The organism is Yersinia vastinensis, assembly GCF_902726565.1.
GTDB lineage: Bacteria > Pseudomonadota > Gammaproteobacteria > Enterobacterales > Enterobacteriaceae > Yersinia > Yersinia vastinensis.
In genome coordinates this window covers 93150-109591 of record NZ_CACVAF010000006.1, presented here as the reverse complement: position 1 = coordinate 109591, position 16442 = coordinate 93150, and the positions used below count along the sequence as shown (strand labels likewise).

Here is a 16442-nt window from a genome sequence, read left to right as displayed (position 1 = left end):
GAATTCCCCTTAACTTAACTAAATTCAGCCTTTAATAGCCTTGATTACATTAATCATTTCAAGCGCGGTCAGGGCAGCTTCTGCACCTTTATTACCCGCTTTAGTACCCGCACGCTCAATGGCTTGCTCAATACTTTCTGTGGTTAGCACACCGAAAGCGACTGGGATATCACTGTTCATGGCGACACTCGATAGACCAGAACTTGCTTCACCAGCAACATACTCAAAATGTGCAGTACCCCCACGGATAACTGTACCCAGCGCAATTACCGCATCGTAACGATTTGTTTTTGCTAACACATTGGCAACCAGCGGTAACTCGTAGGCACCCGGTACCCAAACAACAGTGATGTTGTCATCTGCGACTTGACCAATGCGTTTGAGGGCATCAATTGCACCTTCCAGCAGGCTGTCGTTGATAAAGTTGTTAAAACGCGCAATTGCAATCGCCACGCGGGCATTAGGAGTAGCAACAACACCTTCGATAACGTTCATAGCTTTCCTCAATATGGGTTCATACCCCGCAGGGGGGCGGATTCTATCATATTCTTTCGCGCCCCGCCCCTGCGCATTTGTAAAACGCGGGCAAGACAATGAATGGCAGAGAGAATCTCAGCCAGATAATGTCATTAATACTTCGGTTTCAAGCGCAAGCGGAGATCCGGCCCCACCTGACGCACATCACTAAATTCAAACTCTGGAGCTTGCGATAAATGTGTTAAACCTGCTAACTGGCATAAACCACGCGCATCGCTACCTAGTAGTTTGGGAGCGATATAAAGAATTAGCTCATCAACCACACCGGCCTGCAACAAGGCTCCGGCCAATTGTGGCCCGGCTTCAACCCACACTGAGTTAATCTGCCGCTTGCCCAATTGCATCATCAATAAAACCAAGTCCACACCACTGCCATGGCGGGGTAACAATAATTGCTCAACATTGGCAGGCCACGGCTGTTTATCTGCCTCGACTCGAGCTAACCAGCAGGAACCATCTTGCTGTGTGACTTTGTGCTCTGGCGTCACGCGATTTTGACTATCGAGTATAATGCGTGTTGGCTGACGTAGGTTGTCTTGAGGATACAATGCTTGGGTTTCAGCATCTAACTCCTGCCAGCGAACCGTCAATGAAGGATCATCAGCCAAGACGGTAGCGCTGGTACTAAGGATCGCCGAACTTTCAGCACGAAAACGCTGCACATCTTGGCGTGCTTGTGGTGAGGTAATCCATTGACTCTCGCCTGAGGCCATTGCCGTTCGGCCATCCAACGATGCCGCCATTTTCAGTTGCAGATAAGGGAAGCCGGTACGCATCCGTTTTAAAAAACCGAGGTTGACCGCTTCAGCCTCCGCCAGCATGAGGCCATGATGAACGTCGACACCCGCCTGTTTCAGGCGATATAACCCGCGCCCGGCAACCTGTGGATTAGGGTCTTGCATAGCCGCGACAACCCGCACAACCCCTGCGGCAACCAGCGCATCAGCACACGGTGGTGTGCGTCCGTGGTGACTGCATGGCTCAAGAGTGACATAGGCAGTCGCGCCGCGCGCCTTTTCTCCTGCCATGCGCAGCGCATGCACTTCAGCGTGAGGTTCTCCGGCTCGTAAGTGATAACCTTCACCCACGATCTGACCGTCACGCACCAAAACACACCCGACATTAGGGTTAGGTGACGTCGTAAAACGCCCCAACCGTGCCAACTCAAAGGCACGGGCCATATAGAACTCATCGGGCTGCATGACTTTCCTTACTGTTTATGCTGCAATTCTGATACTGAACTATGTCGTACAGTATAAAATGCGAGTTAATCCTGCAAACGGGCAATCTCTTCGCCAAATTCGCGAATATCTTCAAAACTGCGATATACAGAGGCAAAACGGATATACGCCACTTTATCCAGACGTTTCAGTGCTTCCATCACTAAGTTGCCGACCATCTTGGTGGGAACTTCACGTTCGCCAGTGGCACGTAGCTGAGATTTAATATGACTTATGGCGGTTTCGACATCATCAGAACTGACAGGTCGTTTTTCTAATGCTTTAAGCATGCCCCGCCGTAATTTTTCTTCATTGAAGGGTTCGCGCACATCATCACTTTTAATAACGCGCGGAAGTACCAATTCAGCCACTTCGAAAGTGGTAAAGCGTTCATTACAATCTAAACACTGGCGGCGACGGCGCACTTGCGAACCATCGCTCACCAGACGGGAATCAATGACTTTGGTATCCACGGCGGCACAAAACGGGCAATGCATAGCGCTTCCTGATTGGTGAACTTAAACTTGCTTATAGTTTACCGCGAACTGCTGCGACAACAAAGGCCGGAAACGGCAGTTTATCTTGATCAATTATTGCGAAAGCTCTGGTTCAACGGATTTATCCTGCAAAAGTGTTAACCATTCTTTTTGCAATTCTAACCAAACTTTACGATCCGGGGACAACACATTGAAAGGATCAAAAGGGTATTGAACCGGCGTACCCTGAACTAACAAATGAGAAACCAATTCATAAAGCCATGGGGATTTCATCACATTATCGTAGTTTGGTTTTTTACTTAATTCAGTTATTAATTGATCCAATTCTGACAGGTTATTTTCAAGCTGCATTTTTTTATCCTGCTTCTCTTTAGAGATTGCCGGGAATAGAAAAGCGGAGATAGCATTTGCTAGCCGCGTCCAAATATTTTCTAGCGGACACAACAACTCAGATCTTGCCGTAATTATCATCTTTAGTACATCAGGAATGTTTTTATTAGTCAGATGTTTTAATTCATCAATCGAAGTCGGTAATGAATTCAAATTTACTTCTATTGCATGATAATAAATTTCAATATTGTTTTTTTGTTTATTGGCATGGTCTTCTAATGATTTTAAGTCATAACTCGACATGTCAGTCTGAGGCTCAATATTTTCACACTTTTTGTCATCAACTACCTTGTTATCTCTGGAGAAAACTTGGTTAAACATTGCTACCAGACGATAAGTTATCCTATGAAGATCTTTCAGTGCGATAAGTTCTTCATCTGCATTTTTTATCGTTTCCATTGTTTTATTAATAATAGTTTCTTTCTCTTTTTCAGTTCCCAACCCCTCCAAAATTTGGGCTTTGATTTTAGTTTCGTGTTGTCTAACCCCCTGTTCAACCGCGGATGGCGTCAATGCAGCTTCTGAGTCAGAAAAATGTTTATGGACCAACTTATAACATTTTTTTGATTGAGTAATTAAATGATACTCTTTACCAATCACTGAATTTTCGTCTCTAATCAATGCACTTAAATCATCAATAAATTCTTTATTTCTGTCTGTCCCCTTACTTTTATCAAGGTAGGCATTAACATTATCGATAACATCATTAACATTAGGGCTTTTTGTTATTTCTTCTATACATTTACTTATCTTTGATTTTTTATCAAAATTTATTTGACTAAATTCCCGTATTATTTCCACTTTAATGTCATTCAATAAATCACTGTTTTTTTCGTTATCAATTAATTGAGGTAAATGGAGTGGCGAATTAATATTCGTAATAACACTTTTGGCAAGCAAGCACATTAACAACCCCTTCTTTTTTAATGGAATATTCATACATGATATAGAACATCTATTATAAACATTATTAAATAATTGAGGGATTAACTATCAAATCAATGCCATAACTTCCAGAATACATCTGCTTAATGATCTTTTATTCTTATTAATTAGAACTTGTAAGTTTAAATAAAATAACAGTCACATCAATAATAACTATATTAATTGAGATAATAGCAAAGAACAACGTAACAATGCGATTTCATAGGGAATCTAACGCAACCAATCAGCAATAAAAAAGCCCTGATACCGCTTTAACGGTATCAGGGCTTCATGCGTATTACGGCTCTACACTATCACGGCAGGATCGAAGGTTGATCTGCACCTTCTTTCTCAACTTTCTGCTGCAACATATGTTCACGTTTCATACCCAGTTTCAACGCCAACGCGGACGCAACATAGATAGATGAAACAGTACCGATGGAAACACCGATCAGCATCGTCAGTGAGAAGCCTTGTAGCATCGCACCACCGAAGATAAACAGCATCAATACCACCATCAGCGTGGTTGCAGATGTCATGATAGTACGGCTTAGCGTCTGGGTTAGAGACACGTTCATGATTTCATAAGGAGTACCGCGGCGAATCTTGCGGAAGTTCTCACGAATACGGTCCGATACCACGATACTGTCGTTAAGTGAGTAACCAATAACCGACATCAATGAAGCGATGATGGTTAGGTCAATCTCAATATGGAATAACGACAAGATCCCCATAGTAATGACCACGTCATGCGCCAGAGCGATAACCGCCCCCAACGCCAGACGCCATTCAAAACGGAAACCAACATAAACCAGAATACAGAGCAACGCGACCAACAACGCCATACCACCCGCTTGAGCTAAATCACTGCCCACACTAGGTCCGACGAATTCGATACGTTTTACTGATGCATTCTTATCAACTGATTCATTGATAACGGAAATGACTTTGTTACCCAACTCCTGTCCTGCAGTGCCAGTGGCGGGTGGCATACGAACCATCACATCACGGGTACTACCAAAGTTTTGCAGGATTGGCGATTCAAAGCCCGCCGCTTCCAAAGTGTCACGCAGTTGGTCCATATTGGCAGGGTTTTCCAGGCTAATTTCAATCACCGTACCACCGGTGAAATCGAGACCCCAGTTAAACCCCTTCGTGGACATCACCACTACGGATGCCACTAACAATAGCAATGAGACACCGAAAGCAACGTAATCCCAGCGCATAAAGTCATAGACTTTACGGCCATAGTTCAGTTGTTCAACAGTATAATCCTGTGCCACAACGTACTCCTCAAATAGACAGCTTGTTAATGCGCTTGCCGCCGTAAAGCAGGTTGACGATGGCACGAGTACCGACTATTGCGGTGAACATTGATGTCGCAACACCAATAGCTGTTGTAATAGCAAAGCCTTTAATCGAACCGGTCCCCACAGCGTAAAGAATAATGGCTGTGATGAGTGTCGTTACGTTTGCATCAACGATACTAGAGAAGGCACCTTTGTACCCTTCATGAATCGCTTGCTGTATCGTCCGCCCGTTTCTGTACTCTTCTTTTATTCGCTCGTTAATCAGTACGTTAGCATCAACTGCTACCGCCAGCGTCAATACGATCCCGGCAATACCCGGCATAGTTAATGTCGCCCCCGGTAATAGAGACATAACGCCCACGATCAACACGAGGTTAGCCAACAGTGCTGTACTGGCAATCACACCAAACTTACGGTAGTAAATCACCATAAACAGGATAGAGACCGCCAAGCCCCACAAGCAGGCTTCCAAACCTTGAGTAATGTTCTGTGAACCCAAAGTTGGCCCGATAGTACGCTCTTCCACAATCTGGATTGGTGCAATCAATGCACCCGCACGCAGTAACAGGGAAAGCTGACGAGCTTCAGCTGGGTTATCAATGCCGGTAATACGGAAACTGTTACCCAAGCGAGACTGAATCGTCGCGACGTTGATAACCTCTTCCTGCTTAACCAGAATTGCCCGGCCATTAGCATCTTTTTTACCGCTGTCTTTATATTCTACGAACAAAGTCGCCATCGGCTTGCCGATATTGTCTTTGGTAAAATTAGACATCAATGAACCACCAGCGCTATCGAGCGAAATATTAACCTGAGCTTGGTTATATTCATCAGTGCTGGAAGTTGAGTCGGTAATATGATCACCGGTTAGGATAACGCGTTTGTACAAGACAACCGGGCGACCTTCGCGGGTATTTTTAACTTCTGAGTCACCCGGTACACGACCGGAAGCGGCAACAGAGGCGTCAACATTGCTATTGACTAAGCGGAATTCCAGAGTCGCCGTTGCACCAAGAATCTCTTTAGCACGAGCGGTATCCTGAATACCCGGTAATTCAACCACAATACGATCTGAACCCTGGCGCTGAACCAACGGTTCGGCTACACCTAATTGGTTAACCCGGTTACGCAGAATAGTAATGTTTTGCTGAACAGCATATTCACGCGCTTCACGCAGACGGTCATCGCTCATCACAGCTTTTAAGGTATTGCTGCCATTGGAGCTAATCACCAGATCACGGTGGCGAGAAGAGAGGTAGCTGATAGCGTCATCGCGTGTTTTATCATCGCGGAAACGTACTTCAACACCATAATTGTCGAGTTTGCGCACAGTCGCATACGGGATATTTTTCTCACGCAAATCGGTGCGCAGAGTATCCATCGTTTGCTCTTGCAGCTTGCCAAGTGCGGTATCCATATCCACTTCCATCAAGAAGTGCACACCACCGCGCAGGTCAAGGCCAAGCTTCATCGGCTCTGCACCTAATTTAGCAAGCCAAGAAGGCGTTGCTGGAGCCAGGTTCAGGGCGATTACGTATTGGTCCCCCATCGCAGCCATCAGTGCCTCACGGGCGCGCAGCTGGACGTCGGGATCTTTAAAGCGAGCCAGGATTGCACCGTTTTCCAGCGCAATGGACTTGCTCGCTATGTTGTCTTTTTCTAAAACGTCACGGACTTGGACCAGCGTTGTTTCACTGGCGGCGATTCCTCGCGCACCAGTGATTTGAACAGCCGGATCCTCACCATAAAGGTTGGGAAGTGCATATAGCAGACCGACGAAGATCACAACGATCAGCATCAGGTACTTCCACAAAGGATAACGGTTTAACACGGCAATTCCCTTCGGGAAAATCGAAAATTACAGAGCTTTCATTGTACCTTTCGGTAAAACGGCAGCAACGAAGTCACGTTTGATCATCACTTCAGTGGTGTCGTTCAGTGCGATTACGATATAACCTGTTTCCGCTACTTTAGTTACACGACCAAGCAAACCACCAGTGGTCAACACTTCATCACCTTTACCAATAGAATCCATCAGTTTTTTGTGTTCTTTGGCACGTTTTTGCTGTGGACGCAGGATCATGAAGTAGAAAATCAGACCAAATACCACCAGCATAATCACCAGGGAGTACGGGCTGCTCTGAGCTGGAGCCCCAGCGGATGCGACAGCATCAGAAATGAAAAGACTCATTAAAATTCCCTCATTGTTATCAATATCAGTAGTGTGAAATCAGTGCGATAGAACCAAAAACGGTAAATCGTAACTGCTTAATCTTTAAATACAAAGGTAATAATTTTAAAATCAAACATTTAATGGTGGAACAGGTTTCCCTATCCGGCCATAGAAATCTTCAACGAAGCTCTCTAATTTACCCTCTTCAATAGCCTGACGTAAACCCGCCATTAAGCGTTGGTAGTAACGCAGGTTATGAATGGTATTTAGCCGTGCACCCAGTATTTCGTTGCAACGGTCAAGATGATGCAAGTAGGCACGGCTATAATTGCGACAAGTGTAGCAATCACAGTGCTCATCCAACGTTGCAGTATCACTCTTATGCTTGGCATTACGGATTTTTACGACACCGTCAGTGACAAACAAATGACCATTGCGGGCATTGCGTGTCGGCATAACACAGTCAAACATGTCGATGCCGCGACGTACACCTTCAACCAAATCCTCGGGTTTCCCCACGCCCATCAAGTAACGAGGTTTATCCGCCGGAATCTGTGGGCAAACATGCTCCAAAATGCGGTGCATATCCTCTTTTGGCTCACCTACCGCCAAGCCGCCCACAGCGTAACCATCAAAACCAATCTCTACCAGCCCTTTTACGGACACATCACGTAAATCTTCGTAAACACCGCCTTGAATGATACCGAACAATGCATTTTTATTGTTCAACTCATCAAAACGTTCGCGACTACGGGCTGCCCAGCGCAACGACATTTCCATCGAGCGTTTGGCATAATCCCAATCCGCAGGGTATGGGGTACATTCGTCGAAAATCATCACGATATCAGAACCGAGATCGTACTGAATTTCCATCGATTTTTCTGGGCTAAGGAACACTTTATCGCCGTTGATTGGGTTCTGGAACGTCACCCCCTCTTCTTTGATTTTGCGCATCGCCCCGAGGCTGAACACTTGAAAGCCGCCTGAGTCGGTCAGAATTGGGCCGGGCCATTGCATAAAGTCATGCAAGTCACCGTGCAGTTTCATAATTTCCTGACCTGGGCGTAGCCAAAGATGGAAAGTGTTACCCAATAAGATTTGAGCACCCGTTTCTTTAACTTCTTCCGGTGTCATCCCTTTGACTGTGCCATAGGTTCCGACTGGCATAAATGCCGGAGTCTCTACCACACCGCGTTCAAACACCAGACGACCACGACGGGCGCGGCCATCAGTTTTTTGTAATTCGTACTTCACATAACCTCCAGCATCGGAAAAACAGTCCAATGTTGTTTTGCCTGATCACACGGCAAGTGTGACCGAAAATTTACGGGTTGACCGTCTCTTGCGGCGCCCGTGGATTACGGCTGATGAACATAGCATCACCGTAACTGAAAAAGCGATATTGCTCGGCAACCGCTTGCTGATATGCATTCATGGTATTTTTATAGCCAGCAAAAGCAGAAACCAACATTATCAATGTTGATTCAGGTAAATGGAAGTTGGTGACCAAGGCATCCACGACCTGATAATGATATCCCGGGTAAATAAAGATGCGAGTATCACCAAAGAAAGGAGCAATCAAGCCGTTCTCGGTGGCCTTAGCGGCACTTTCCAGTGAGCGTACTGACGTGGTACCTACCGCGACGACACGATTGCCGCGGGCTTTACAGGCCAAAACCGCATCTACGACCTCTTGGGGCACCTCTGCATATTCGGAATGCATAATATGCTCTTCAATGGTATCGACTCGCACTGGCTGGAATGTCCCAGCCCCCACATGCAAGGTGACAAAAGCCATCTCAATGCCTTTCTCACGTAACGCAGCCAAGAGCGGCTCGTCAAAATGCAGCCCAGCAGTTGGCGCAGCTACTGCCCCAGGACGTTCACTGTATACCGTTTGATATAGCTCACGATCAGCATCTTCATCAGGGCGATCAATATAAGGAGGCAAAGGCATGTGGCCGACCAGATTCAGGATAGTAAAAACATCCCGCTCATCATCAAAGCGCAGCTCAAACAAGGTGTCATGACGTGCCAGCATCGTGGCGCGAATGCTTTCGTCATCCCCCAACAGTAGCTCAGTGCCCGGTTTGGGTGCTTTTGAGGCTTTGACATGGGCTAGAACGCGATGGTCATCCAGAACGCGCTCTACCAACACTTCAAGTTTGCCACCGCTGGCTTTACGGCCAAACAAACGCGCTGGAATCACCCGAGTGTTATTGAACACCAGTAGATCACCTGGCTCCAACTTATCCAGTAAATCAGTAAAAATGCCGTGCGTTAACGTTCCCGTAGGGCCATCCAGAGACAATAAGCGGCAACCGCTCCGCTGGGGCTGAGGGTAATGGGCAATCAGAGATTCCGGGAGCTCAAAAGAAAAATCGGCAACACGCATGGCTTTCCACTTTATATCAGGGCAGACCCGACCAACAGGAATGATGGACTGGTTTACAAAAAATAGGCCGCTAGTCTAGAGCCACCAAGGGCAGGCTGCAACTTAAAGTAATAAAGGTATATACTCAGTTCATGAATTTTCTCGCTCACCTCCATCTCGCCACATTGGCTGATAGCTCTTTATTGGGCAATTTATTGGCTGACTTTATTCGGGGTAATCCGCAGGGTGAGTATTCCCCTGAGATAGTCTCTGGCATCATGATGCATCGTCGTGTTGACGTAATGACAGATACTTTGCCGTTAGTTAAAGAAGCTCGAACCTATTTTAGTGCCGATTATCGCCGAGTGGCTCCTATTACGCTGGATGTGCTGTGGGACCATTTCCTCGCGCGTGACTGGGATAAATTGATGCCCGACTGCCCTCTGCCCGATTTTATTGACCATGCGCAACGCCAGATTTTACCGCATTTACCGCAGACACCTGCTCGTTTCCAAAACCTGAATGCCTATCTGTGGCCTGAACGTTGGCTGGAACGCTACGCTGAACTACCCTTTATAGCTGATGTGTTACAAGGTATGGCAAACCGACGTCCCAAACTGGCTGCGCTTGCGGGATCTTTTCAGGATATAGAACAGCACTATCAGCCACTAGAACAACTGTTTTGGGCGTTTTATCCTACGATGATGTCGCAGGCGAAACATAAGCAGATATAGATTAAACATTTTAGTTTGTGTGGTTATTGGCCTTAAGTCACTTGCTCTTTCTGTAAGAATGGGTATCTTAGCAAGACTACGAAACTAAAATCGTTGTAACAATAGGTGAAAGCTATCACAGCGATTGGTATTTATCCCTTTATTCATTGAGTTTAAATACCTATGCTGTGCCGATACTTTTAAGACAACTGGTTAATCCATCTTTCATTAACAGGAGTAATTTATGGTTCTGGTAACTCGTCAAGCCCCTGATTTTACAGCAGCTGCTGTTCTTGGTAGCGGCGAAATCGTTGAAAACTTCAACCTGAAAAAACACCTGAACGGCCGCCCTGCTGTCCTGTTCTTCTGGCCAATGGACTTCACTTTTGTTTGCCCTTCAGAGTTGATCGCTTTCGACCACCGTTACGAAGAATTCCAGAAACGTGGCGTTGAAGTTGTAGGCGTTTCTTTCGACTCTGAATTTGTACACAACGCATGGCGTAAAACCCCTGTTGATAACGGCGGTATTGGTGAAGTTAAATATCCAATGGTTGCTGATATCAAACGTGAAATTCAGAAAGCCTACGGCATTGAGCACCCAGATGCTGGTGTTGCACTGCGTGGTTCTTTCCTGATCGACAAAAACGGCGTAGTTCGTCACCAAGTAGTTAACGACCTGCCACTGGGCCGTAACATTGACGAAATGCTGCGTATGGTTGACGCACTGCAATTCCATGAAGAACACGGCGATGTTTGCCCTGCTCAGTGGGAAAAAGGCAAAGCAGGTATGGGCGCATCTCCAGATGGCGTAGCTAAATACCTGTCTGAGAACGCTTCTAAACTGTAATAACAGTTTATGCCTCTCCTGATTCACTCAGGGGATATTAAGCCAGTCAGTTCACGCTGACTGGCTTTTTTATTTTGATATAACTTAAAAATGGGTGCTTGAAAGCTGCAACCAACAATAAAATGGCTACCCGGACAACGAAGGGCGAGAATGACTCCCCGCCCAGTTGCCTTACCTTTCAGATTCGTAAGCTAAAATGGCCGCAACTTCCTTGTTTCCATCTTTTAGGCGTAATTCACACAGTGATTTATGCGTAATTAATGTAAATGCCAGAACTGTTATGCAAACAATCAATAGGCACCAAACAAGTGTATTTTGTGGCAACATATCAAGCCTCCTTGCCTTGCCTTTCGGCGGGGAAAAGGCTACCGTAATACTGTCCGGTATTACAGAGAGCCTCGTATTAATTAACATTGATACGGGGCTTTTCTCTGTCTACTCTCAACCCGAAATAAGCACCTAAAGCAGACAGCTTCAAGCACCCGCCACGAAGTCTATATAATTATTATTTCTAATCCCACCTTATCTTCCTTAAGCAGATCGCTTTATTTTCAATCAGTTGTTTTCATTTAATTTAATTCTCACTGAGCCAAAACCAACCTATTAGCCCGCGCATAACTGGCTCAACCACCTTCCGCCGCCAATTAATTAGCTGCCACAAACATTTATTCTGCTATTAATTATTACTGGTATGTGTTTTGCACATTCCATAAGCAGATCTTTTAGGCTGCCAGACAAAAATGACCGGGTAATCCCTGGCGGACAGGAAATAACAGGAGTCAGAATGCATTTAAAAAAATGGAACAAACCCTTGGCTATATTGGCTTTGTTGGTCAGTGGTACGCTACATGCGGCCTCAACACCGGCGGTAGAGGCAAAAAATGGCATGGTGGTCACCTCCCAGTATCTGGCTTCACAGGTTGGGACGGATATTTTAAAAATGGGTGGAAACGCGGTAGATGCCGCGGTGGCTGTGGGTTACGCACAAGCAGTAGTCAATCCCTGCTGCGGCAATATTGGCGGGGGTGGTTTTATGACCATTCATCTTGCTGATGGAACCGATACATTTATAAATTTCCGTGAGACCGCCCCTGCCGCAGCCAGTGCTGATATGTATCTGGATAAAGAGGGCAACGTCACCAAAGATGCCAGTTTATATGGCTATTTGGCCGCAGGCGTGCCGGGCACCGTATTGGGTATGGACAGTGCCCAGAAGAAATACGGCAAATTGACACGCCAGCAAGTGATGGCGCCAGCAATCAAGCTAGCCCGCGAGGGCTTTACATTGACCCGCGCTGACACAGACATTCTGGATACAACTGTCAAACGCTTCCGGCAAGACCCTGAATCTGCACGTATTTTCCTGCGTCCAAATGGGGAAGCACTGCAGCCGGGTGATCGTCTTGTCCAGACTGATCTGGCTGATACTCTAGCCGCGATATCCGAGAACGGACCAGATGCGTTCTATCAGGGGAAAATCCCTCAAGCGGTTGAGGCTGCGGCAAAAAATAACGGGGGAATTCTGACCGCTGCCGACTTTGCTAACTATAAAATCACTGAAACAGCGCCTATTACCTGTAGTTATCGCGGTTATAAATTTGTCTCTTCCCCACCCCCTAGCTCTGGTGGCGTCACACTCTGTGAAACATTAAATGTTCTTGAGGGATATGACCTAAAAAGCATGGGCTTCAACTCTGCCGCTTACATTCATACGCTGACTGAGGCTATGCGCCATGCTTATATGGATCGCAATACTTTCCTCGGTGACCCAGAATTTGTTAAGAACCCCATTGATCGTCTGTTGAGCAAAAGTTATGCCGCAGATATTCGCAAGCAAATCATTGCCAATAAAGCAACGCCGTCAGTAGAAGTGCAGCCGGGTATGCAACCGCATGAAAAACCAGAAACAACCCACTATTCTATCGTCGATCATGAGGGGAATGCGGTCTCTACTACCTACACAGTTAATGGCCGCTTTGGTGCTGTAGTGATAGCGCCTGGTACCGGTTTTTTCCTTAATGATGAAATGGACGATTTTACCGTCAAAGTAGGTGAGCAAAATCTGTATGGTTTAGTTCAGGGAGCGACGAATTCTATCGCCCCCGGTAAGCGCCCACTATCATCTATGAGCCCAACATTAGTGACCAAAGACGGTAAGACATTCATGGTGTTGGGGTCACCTGGTGGTTCGCGAATTATTACCATTACCCTGCAAACAGCACTGAATGTGATTGACCATGGTATGGCACCGCAAGAGGCGGTAGATGCGCCACGCATCCATCATCAGTGGTTACCTGATGAAGTTTACTACGAACAACGTGGAGTTTCTGCTGACAGTCTTAGTCTACTGAAAACAATGGGCTATAACATGGTTGAGCAGAATCCATGGGGCGCTGCGGAGCTCATTTTAGTCGGCTTAGCCGGTGTTGAAGGCGTTAGCCCTGCAAACTCCGGGAATGACTCTGCGGTATCAGGCAAAGTGCGTGAAGGTTACTTGTACGGGGCTAATGATGTCCGCCGCCCTGCCGGAGCCGCTATCGGTTACTAATTGGGTTCACTCGTCCCCCCATCAAGGTATCGATGGGGGAGATTTATCAGTTTAAAGTCATTACCAAGGTAATATATGTCCTTGATAATCAATAAAACCATGACCACCTTTGCCTGATGCATGCTCAATCTGGTCAACAACGCCTTTCACGCTAGTCGCAATCGTCAATGGCGCGGCATCCCCCCCCATATCGGTTTTCACCCAACCCGGATGAATGGATAATACAGTCAGTGACGGATCTGCGACCTCAGCCACCAGATTGCGCGTCATCATATTCAGTGCCGCCTTACTGGCTGAATATAAAGGCTTATGGCCAGATGCATTATGACCCAGACTACCCAGTTGAGAAGACATAAAGGCCAATACACTGTGGGCGGGATGACGTTGTGCCAGCAGGCGCTGGGCAATACGAATTGGAGAAATTGCATTAGTTTGGAACAATTCGAGAATCTCTTCAGGTTTAGCCTCAATCGCTGACTGATGTTCTGGCCCTGAGATGCCCGCATTAACAAATATCAAATCAAACGTCTGCCCCTGCACCTGAGGCAAAAACGCAGTAATACTTTCAGGTTGATTAATATCCAATGTCAGCCAGTGGGCTTTGTGTGCGCTGGTATCTTGCGCAGTGCCACGTGTTGTCGCAGTCACTGACCAGCCACGGCGATTAAGCTCGTCAACCAGCCCCAACCCTAAGCCTCGAGAAGCGCCGATAATCAATGCCTGTCTTTTCGCTGTGCTCATATTACTCTCCCTTCGATGAAGTGACTCAGTCACTATCTATAGCTGCCTTATATATACTATCTCAGCTAAAGAAAAAGCGGCGTTTAGCCGCTTTTTCTATCTTACAGAGTGTAACCGCCCTTGAGTTAGCGCTCACCAACTCCACACCATAGGGTGACACTCTCACCAGACAACTGCAGATTGACCCCCTCACCTGTGACACTCAACTCGGATGAACCTTCCAGGCGCTGCCATTTAGCCACATTGAGTAAAGGAGATGCCACTAAGGAAATATCAGTATTGTGGTTGCGCTGGATTGCCACCATCACTCGCTCACGCTGATAGCAACGAATAAATATCAGAGAATCACCATCGGCATGAATAACCTGACATCCACCGCGTCGCAGAGCCATACTTTTGTGCCGCAGAGCGGCCATTCGTTGACACAACTTCAGCAAATCGCTCTGCCATTGAGACTCATCCCATGGGAATGGTTTACGGCAGAACGGATCATTACCCCCATCCAGCCCAATTTCATCGCCGTAAAATAAGCAAGGCACGCCAATCCAACTAAACAACCACACCAGCGCCATTTGCATACGTGCTTTATCACCATAGAGCAGCGTGATAAAACGGGCAGTATCATGGCTGTCCAACTGATTAAATAGACGAAGTTGGTGACCATGAGGTAACCCAGCACGGTATTCATCCATCCAATAAGCACACTCTTCGGCCTGAAGTTTTATGGGATGATAGGCAACATCCTGACCGGCCAAAAAACTGCGCACCGGCAAAGCAAATCCCATGTAGTTCATTGCCGCATCCTCTACTCCGGCATGTAACCAATTTCGTGCATCACCAAAGTGCTCCCCCAGTATATAAGCCTGAGGATTCTCTTCTTTCGCTGCCTGATAGATACCCGCCAGATGGTGTAAATTTCCTTTTGCTCCGCCCTCTTCCCCGAGCATATGCACTACATCCAACCGCCAGCCATCAATACTGTAAGGCGGTTTTAACCAATGACGAACAACACTATTTTCGCCACGATAAATTTGATTCACCACGCCATCATTCGCAAAGTTGAGTTTTGGCAGGCTGGCATTGCCTTTCCAATCCAGCGCCCGCCCATCGGGGAAGAAATTAAACCAACCACGGTAAGGTGAATCTTGATGGTGGCAAGCGCCATCCTCTCCTTGCTGATGGCGGTCAAACCAATGGTGAGAATCCCCGGTATGGTTAAACACACCATCAAGCACCAATTTGATACCGGCATCATACGTTGCATGGCGCAATTGCAAAAAAGCACTCTCACCACCGAGGTAGGGATCAATCTGATAATAATCTTGCGTATCGTATTTATGGACACTGGGAGCGGTAAAAATAGGGTTTAAATACAGTGCGGTAACACCGAGCTGTTGTAAATAGGGGATTTTTTGACAGATACCAGCCAAATCACCGCCGTAGAATGTCGAGGAGGCATTTATATCTTCCAATGGGTGCTGCCATTCTCGGCGCGACACCGCCACACCCGCAGCATGATGAGGATAACTGCCTTCCTGCACCCTATATTCCCCCTGACTGCTGGCAAAACGATCGGGGAAAATCTGATAAAAAATTTGGTCAGCTACCCAATCAGGGCCACTATCAGGTGTATCAATAGCAAACTGTGCCAACTGTGCTGGGGGAATTTTTGAAAATCCCAATGGACCAAACCACTGTTGATCATCATTCCACAGCAGTTTGAAACAATAACGCCGTGTCGGCTGACCTTCATGCAAAGGGAGTTTCGCACTATAAGACCAAAAACCATCTCGTTGCTGCCCCTTCATACTGAGCAGCCATTCTTCATTATCGGGTTCACAGCGCAAGAAAACCTGCTCGGGTAAATTATTCCCCTGCAACCATAACGTCATATGTAATGCATCGCCTTGCTGACGAACAAAAGGCGTGACCGGTAGATGCCAACCACTCAGCATAAAACTCTCCTGCTTTAACCAAAACCATTCCTGTTAAGGCTATCTGGTGCAGACATTAACGCCGCGACACATTCACCCGATGATAGGCGATTGAGCTGAATAAACAGCCCTGCTATATAAACAGTTCGCCGACATAAATAATGACATGCAGTAGGAGCTTGCCCCTCATCTGCCAGCATAAATATCGGGGATGAGGCTGGGGGCGGAGAAAAG

At 46.6% G+C, this 16442-nt stretch carries 15 protein-coding genes; 3 read left to right on the top strand and 12 right to left on the bottom strand.

The window, feature by feature from the left end:
• Positions 1–24 precede the first annotated feature (24 nt).
• The 9 genes from ribH to queA form a co-directional block, all read right to left on the bottom strand.
• Entirely contained in the window at positions 25–495 is a 471-nt protein-coding gene (ribH, locus tag HUZ92_RS10685) for a 6,7-dimethyl-8-ribityllumazine synthase (RefSeq protein ID WP_025377400.1), read from the bottom strand.
• 134 nt (positions 496–629) lie between these two features.
• The gene (gene ribD / locus HUZ92_RS10680; protein WP_050099186.1) at positions 630–1739 is read right to left on the bottom strand and encodes a bifunctional diaminohydroxyphosphoribosylaminopyrimidine deaminase/5-amino-6-(5-phosphoribosylamino)uracil reductase RibD; all 1110 of its coding nucleotides are present in this window, start codon (positions 1737–1739) and stop codon (positions 630–632) included.
• A 65-nt stretch (positions 1740–1804) separates the two neighbouring features.
• On the bottom strand, positions 1805–2254 hold the full coding sequence (nrdR, locus tag HUZ92_RS10675; protein ID WP_004716459.1) for a transcriptional regulator NrdR: 450 nt from the start codon (positions 2252–2254) through the stop codon (positions 1805–1807).
• Positions 2255–2347: 93 nt separating this feature from the next.
• Positions 2348–3583: a hypothetical protein gene (locus tag HUZ92_RS10670; RefSeq protein ID WP_144416956.1), complete on the bottom strand. Its 1236-nt coding sequence runs from the start codon at positions 3581–3583 to the stop codon at positions 2348–2350.
• 299 nt (positions 3584–3882) lie between these two features.
• A complete protein-coding gene (gene secF, locus HUZ92_RS10665) occupies positions 3883–4851 on the bottom strand; it encodes a protein translocase subunit SecF (RefSeq protein WP_050099192.1) in 969 nt (322 codons plus the stop codon).
• Between the two features lie 10 nt (positions 4852–4861).
• The gene (gene secD, locus HUZ92_RS10660; protein ID WP_072086595.1) at positions 4862–6709 is read right to left on the bottom strand and encodes a protein translocase subunit SecD; all 1848 of its coding nucleotides are present in this window, start codon (positions 6707–6709) and stop codon (positions 4862–4864) included.
• A 27-nt stretch (positions 6710–6736) separates the two neighbouring features.
• A complete protein-coding gene (gene yajC, locus HUZ92_RS10655) occupies positions 6737–7069 on the bottom strand; it encodes a preprotein translocase subunit YajC (protein ID WP_005166605.1) in 333 nt (110 codons plus the stop codon).
• Positions 7070–7180: 111 nt separating this feature from the next.
• Positions 7181–8305 carry a tRNA guanosine(34) transglycosylase Tgt gene (gene tgt / locus HUZ92_RS10650; RefSeq protein ID WP_050099197.1) on the bottom strand — a complete coding sequence of 375 codons (1125 nt, stop codon included), beginning with the start codon at positions 8303–8305 and terminating at the stop codon, positions 7181–7183.
• A gap of 70 nt (positions 8306–8375) precedes the next feature.
• Positions 8376–9446 carry a tRNA preQ1(34) S-adenosylmethionine ribosyltransferase-isomerase QueA gene (gene queA / locus HUZ92_RS10645; protein WP_050099199.1) on the bottom strand — a complete coding sequence of 357 codons (1071 nt, stop codon included), beginning with the start codon at positions 9444–9446 and terminating at the stop codon, positions 8376–8378.
• A gap of 131 nt (positions 9447–9577) precedes the next feature.
• Here queA and HUZ92_RS10640 point away from each other — a divergent pair, with 131 nt between their 5' ends.
• Positions 9578–10159, top strand: coding sequence for an acyl carrier protein phosphodiesterase (locus HUZ92_RS10640; RefSeq protein WP_050099200.1), 582 nt, complete (start codon positions 9578–9580; stop codon positions 10157–10159).
• A gap of 223 nt (positions 10160–10382) precedes the next feature.
• Positions 10383–10985 (top strand): peroxiredoxin C, encoded by a 603-nt coding sequence (locus HUZ92_RS10635; RefSeq protein ID WP_004873480.1) that lies wholly within the window; start codon positions 10383–10385, stop codon positions 10983–10985.
• A gap of 171 nt (positions 10986–11156) precedes the next feature.
• Here HUZ92_RS10635 and HUZ92_RS10630 read toward each other — a convergent pair whose 3' ends face one another.
• A complete protein-coding gene (locus HUZ92_RS10630) occupies positions 11157–11312 on the bottom strand; it encodes a type I toxin-antitoxin system Hok family toxin (protein WP_050099201.1) in 156 nt (51 codons plus the stop codon).
• A 457-nt stretch (positions 11313–11769) separates the two neighbouring features.
• On the opposite strand from HUZ92_RS10630, the gene ggt reads away from it, so the two are divergent.
• Positions 11770–13533: a gamma-glutamyltransferase gene (gene ggt, locus HUZ92_RS10625; RefSeq protein WP_050139930.1), complete on the top strand. Its 1764-nt coding sequence runs from the start codon at positions 11770–11772 to the stop codon at positions 13531–13533.
• A gap of 60 nt (positions 13534–13593) precedes the next feature.
• On the opposite strand, the gene HUZ92_RS10620 is transcribed toward ggt, so the two are convergent.
• Both HUZ92_RS10620 and malZ read right to left on the bottom strand, forming a co-directional pair.
• A complete protein-coding gene (locus tag HUZ92_RS10620) occupies positions 13594–14274 on the bottom strand; it encodes an SDR family oxidoreductase (RefSeq protein WP_050296036.1) in 681 nt (226 codons plus the stop codon).
• 125 nt (positions 14275–14399) lie between these two features.
• Positions 14400–16229 (bottom strand): maltodextrin glucosidase, encoded by a 1830-nt coding sequence (gene malZ / locus HUZ92_RS10615; RefSeq protein ID WP_145579583.1) that lies wholly within the window; start codon positions 16227–16229, stop codon positions 14400–14402.
• Between the last annotated feature and the right edge of the window lie 213 nt (positions 16230–16442).